The sequence below is a fragment of the Chitinophaga flava genome, from assembly GCF_003308995.1.
GTDB lineage: Bacteria > Bacteroidota > Bacteroidia > Chitinophagales > Chitinophagaceae > Chitinophaga > Chitinophaga flava.
Window position 1 is genome coordinate 1 of the sequence record NZ_QFFJ01000001.1, and the last position, 5,726, is coordinate 5,726.

2 protein-coding genes are annotated in these 5,726 nt (G+C 51.4%); both read right to left on the bottom strand.

The features are described 5' to 3' along the window. Positions 1-4,646: non-ribosomal peptide synthetase (locus tag DF182_RS00005; RefSeq protein ID WP_113613642.1), on the bottom strand; the 4,646-nt coding region annotated here is incomplete at its 3' end. A gap of 9 nt (positions 4,647-4,655) precedes the next feature. Further along, positions 4,656-5,714 (bottom strand): TauD/TfdA family dioxygenase, encoded by a 1,059-nt coding sequence (locus DF182_RS00010; protein ID WP_113613643.1) that lies wholly within the window; start codon positions 5,712-5,714, stop codon positions 4,656-4,658. Between the last annotated feature and the right edge of the window lie 12 nt (positions 5,715-5,726).

Sequence of the window (5,726 nt, forward strand, 5' to 3'; positions counted from 1 at the left end):
GTGTCGCTGATGATATAACCCTGGCGATCACCCGGCAGCGAAGGATCAATCGGCACATATGCCCCGCCGGCTTTCAGTATCCCCAGGATTGCAATCACCGACCAGGTACTGTTTTCCATCAGGATTCCTACCAAATCATTGGCTTTGATCGCGTAGGTCTGTTGCAGATAATGCGCCAGACGGGTAGCCTTTTCATCCAGCTCCCGGTAGCTCAGTTGCACGTTGCCGGCACACAAAACAATGTTGTCCGGCCTGAGTTCTACCTGTTCCGCAAATAATGCCGTCACAGTAGTTGCGCCTGTACTTTCAAAAGCAGGATGCCCGGCTTCGGACAACAACGCCGCGGTTTCTTCCGGCAACAATAACGGCAGATGGCCAACCGGGATGGTATGGTCTTCCACTATCGCCGTCAACAGTTGCAGGTAATGGTTTTTCATCCGCTCGATGGTCTCCTCCAGGAAAAGGTCTGTGCAGTAGTTGGCAGAGATGACAAATCCCTCTTCCGTTTCTTCCACAAAGAAAGTGAGATCAAATTTGGCAACCTCATGTTCTGCTGATACCGGCGCAATGGTGATATCTTCGAGTTCATGTACAACGGCAGCTTCATTGTTGTTCATCACAAACAACACCTGAAACAAAGAGCTGCGGCTCTTATCCCGCTCTTTCTCCACCCGGTCCACCACTTTTTCAAACGATACGGCAATATGCGCATAGGCAGCCAGTGTAGTTTCACTCACCTGTGCCAGCAACGATTGAAAGGAAGGATTATCGGAAAAGTCTGTACGCAGGACCAGTGTATTGACAAAAAAGCCAATCAGTGGTTCCAGTTCCTGCTGCGGCCGATGGGCCACTGTTGTTCCTACACAGATATCGGTTTGTCCGCTATAGCGGTATAGTAATACCTTGAATACTGCCAGCAGCAGCATAAATGGCGTCACGTTTTCCTGTTGTGCCAACAGCTGCAGCTGGCTGCTCAACTCCTTGCCTACCTTAAAATTCAGGCGGTCGCCACGTATACTCTGTACAGCCGGCCGAGGCAGGTCTGTCGGCAGTTGCAATGGCGTCAAGCCTTTCAGCTGCCGTTCCCAATAACCCAGCTGCTGCTCCAGGAAATCTCCTATCAGATGGCTGCGCTGCCAAATGGCATAATCAGCATACTGCAGGGACAAGGCCGGCAGTGCTGCTTCCCGGCCCTGGGTAGCTGCTTCATACACTTCGCAGAACTCCTGTAGCATAAGAGAAGCAGACCAGCCATCAGAGGCTATATGATGCCGCACCAGCACCAACACATGTTCCACTTCGCTGAGTCGGAATAACCGCGCACGCAGCATATGGTCTGCTGACAAATCAAACGGCAGATCTATTTCCGTGGCGATGGCAGCGGATAAATCTGCCGGCAAATCTGCCGTGAAATGCAGCTGCCAGCCGCCTGCCGGTAATACTTCCTGATAGGGAACACCTGCGATGGTTTTAAACACCGTGCGTAACGACTCATGCCTGTCTACCACCACGCGGAAAGCCTGTTCCAGCAACGATACCTGCAAACGACCTTTCAGCCGGAATACCGACGGCATATGATAATGGGTACTACCCCTTAACTGATCAATAAACCATAAACGTTCCTGTGCATACGACAGCGGAATCTGTGCGGGCCGCGGTGTGACGGCCACTACTTCCGGTAATACTGCACTACTGCCCAATCGGTCTGTCAATGCTGCCAAAGCCCTTATAGTAGGACCAACCAGCAGGTCTTTAATGACAATATCTGCTTTCAATTCCCGCCGGATGGCAGAAACCGCACGCATCGCCAATAAGGAATGACCACCCATTTCATAGAAGTTATCATCCAGTCCGATGTTTTCCTGCTTCAGTATTTCCTCCCAGATACGGGCAATGGTGATAGCCGTAGGGCTGTCGGGCGCCACGTAAGGCTGCCGGATAGCGCTGACCACAGTAAACGGATCAGGCAACAACGCCACATCCAATTTGCCATTGGCCGTTACTGGTATTTGGGGAATGGCCACAAAAAAGGCAGGCAACATATAGTCAGGTACCCTGGACTGCAGAAAAACCTTCCAGTCCTGTACAGGAATAGGGCTGCCGGCTATGTAATATGCCGTGATATATTGTTCTTCCTGAACATCCTTTTTCACCACGACTACTACTTCTTCCACACCCGGAAACTGCAGCAGATGCGCCCTGATCTCTCCAAGCTCTATACGGATACCTCTTATCTTTACCTGATCATCTATCCTTCCGGCGAATTCCATATCACCCTCCGGCAACAAACGAACAATATCTCCGGTACGGTAATACCGTTCTGCCGTAGGTGTTGTTAGCATCACAAATTTCTGTGCAGTCAGATCCGGTTGCTGCCAGTAACCGATGGCGACACTGTTACCGGCGAGGTACAGTTCTCCGTAAACGCCTACCGGTAATACATTGCCATCAGCATCCAATACAGCGGCACGCATATTGGCAATAGGCCGGCCAATCGTTACCTGCTCATCCGCTGCTGTTATCTCTTTTACAATACAACCTACCGTCGCTTCCGTAGGTCCGTACTCGTTATATATGCGAATACCTGGAGCAATACTACGCAGAAGGGCCACCTGGGAAAGATGCAATGCTTCTCCCCCTACAATGGCGCAACGGATATTGGAATCCGTGAGGGTAACCGCTGCCAGCAGGGAAATATGTGTAGGGGTTAACTTGATACAAGTTATTTCATTGGACGGGTCAAAACACCACAGCAGTTGCTCTGTTATATCCCGTTTTTTATCCAGACAATGAAGGGTAGCACCTTTGGTCAGCGGTGTAAATATAGCCGTTACTGTTAGGTCAAAGGTCAGGCTGGTCAACAACGGAAAATGTCCGGCGCAATCCTGGAAATAGTAGCTGTTGGCCCAGCTGATATAGTTATACAGGTTGGCATGCGATACCTGGCAGCCTTTGGGTTTACCCGTAGTACCGGAGGTAAAGATCAGGTATGCCGTATCTTCCGGCGCCGGTGCGCTCAACGGCGGTAACGAAGGGAAAGCCGCAGCGGCAGCTTCCAACGCGCTGGTGGTGACAAGAAGAGGCGCTATAGCCGTATCTTTCCACGCAGCAGCCGTCTCCTCGTCCGTGATAATCGTCCGGCAGCCGCTCTCATGGATGATATGAGCCAGGCGTTCCGCAGGGTTGCTGCTATCAAGCGGTACATAGGCAGCTCCGGTAAAGAGAATGCCCAACAAGGTAGCAGCCACCTGTTCATCATCCTGCAGCAATACACCCACTACTGTTCCGCGACCCACGCCATAAGTCGCCGACAACGATGCCGCCATACGCTGCACCTTTTCTTCCAACGCGGCATAGGTAAGTGATTGCCGGCCTTTCACAGCAATATGTCCGGCATAATCCCTGAAAGATTGTAATAGCAACCCCGGTACAGTATCCGGTCCGGAATAGCTGACAGTCGTATCATTGTAAGCAGCGATGGCCTCCAGGTCTTTCGTTCCTGCCTGCCGTCCCGGCAATGCAGGATATTGCAACCGGTTTTGCAGGTCATCAAACAACCAGGCCGCCAGCGGCATGCCGGCAGGATGCACCAATGTAAGTTCCCACGTGTTTTTTCTTTTGAAAACCCGGCACAGGAAAGTGCCTTTAAAAGCATCGGTCATCGATACTTCCAGGTTACCAGGATCATCTGATATATCTGCATACTCCACGATAAACTGCAAAGGCGGATGGGCCAGCAACGGATTAACAGAAGTATAGTAGTAATCATTCCAACCGGTAGCCTGTGTCAGCTGTGCAGCAGCATCCGCCGCCCAGGCAGCCATATCGTTGGTCTCATCTCCGGGAAAGTATACCGGATAAAGCCGGGACAAAGGCCCCATTGTATACTGCAATTCTTCATAATGACGGCCATTCTCCAGGTAGCTGACCTGCAATGTTTCTCCGGCTGTATAGCGCGCAAGACTTCTCGCAAAAATAGCTACCAGCAATGCTTTGACAGGCACGTCACAGGCAGCCGCCTGTGTTTCCAGCGGCAGGTGAGGTAGTGTAACCTGCGAAACCATCCTACCAGCGGACGCCCGCGGCGGTTGCAAAAGGCTGTTAACCCTATCTCCCACAGGAGTGATCCGGCGCCAGAACTCCGTCGCTTCCGGATGCCCCTCTGCAATCAACTCCGCTTCCCAGTTGGTATAATCCCCGAACTGCAACAGTTCTTCGGTACTTACTTCCCAGGGCTGGTCCGTCAGCACAGCATGTACCTCGCGATAAAACATACCAATGGAGCAGGTATCCAGGATGAGGGGAGATGCCTGTATGATTACCTGCCAGTCACCCGTTGCCTGCGGATGTACTTTTATAGACCAGGGCGCCGTCAGATCCGGTATACCGGCACTAAAACAACGGTTCTCCCTGCCCTGCGGCGGATACACGGTTTGCAGCGGTATTTGTACCCCGGCACGATACTCAAAGCAGGTCCTGAGTATATCATGCCGATCCACTACGGCGGCAATAGCCGCCACCAGGGTTTCCTGCGTATAGTTTCCACTGATAGTAAATGCAGCGGTTATCACTGCCGGTTGTTCCGGGCAATGCGTCATCAGGTCCAGCGACTGCTGGCCAGACACCTGAAATTGTGCACCTGTCATACAATATGATTATGAAAATTGATTGTCCGGGGCATCCCCGGTAGGGTTAATAATGGCAGTGGCAATAAGACGGTTTCCCTCATAGGCATTCCGTCCATGGGCAGCCAGCATGTTGTCCAGGAAAAGAATGTCCCCCTTTTCATAGGGGAAAGACACAGTATGCCGGGCGTAAGCCTCACGGATAGACTGATAGTCGGCTATACTAATGGGCGTTCCATCACCAAATAAGGTATCGGTATGGATAAGATCTTCTGGCGCTGTTTCCTCCAGGGACAGCCCCAGTTCTTCATACCTCGCATATTTGTTGAAAAAGAAAACATGATTAAACCAGGTCTCCTCTCCGGAAACCGGATGCTGATACACCGCCTGCTTGCGCCAGGCAATTTCCAGGTGATCTTCACTGATAAAATCATACTGGATTTTATTCCGCTGACAGATCGCTTCCACTTCCTTCCGGTCTGTGGTCTGAAAAACCTCCTGCCACGACATACCAATATCACGGATCAACCGCCGGCGATACAACACGCCTTTCTCCCGGAATTGCTGTACCAGCGGCGCCGGAATAGCTGAAAGCACTTTACGGGAATCCGCGATAGGCGTCTCACCTCCTGCTTCCGCAGGCTGCAGGCAGCAAAATATAATACGCATCCCCCAGGTACGGCTATACGAAGATTCATTATGCAGATTAATACGCTCTGCTTTCGGATATACCGTAGAATTATATACGTTACGCACGCCCTGATCCAGCTCATGCCGCGGCGAGGAACGGAACATATACGCCAGCGGTTCAGAGCCAAAGGCATTTACAAATTTGCCGAAAGCTTCCACGGTAGTGGTATCAAACCCCCTGAACAACACACCTCCATACCGATAAAGATCCGCATTGAACGCAGCTTCATGCTGCAGTATCCAGTTGCTGAGATCCACCCCTTTCAACCGGGGCTTCACGACCAACGGTAAGGTGGAACCAGCTGTAACAGACAAGGGTTCCCTGATGACCAACGACTGATGACCGGCATCAGGCGAAGCACTGGCTTTGATCTTTTTCAGTTTGCTTATATTATCCATGATATTTTACTT

What these genes read in the sequence shown, in the direction of transcription:
- DF182_RS00010 (WP_113613643.1), bottom strand. Translation starts at nt 5,714, where the DNA reads ATGGATAATATAAGCAAACTGAAAAAGATCAAAGCCAGTGCTTCGCCT.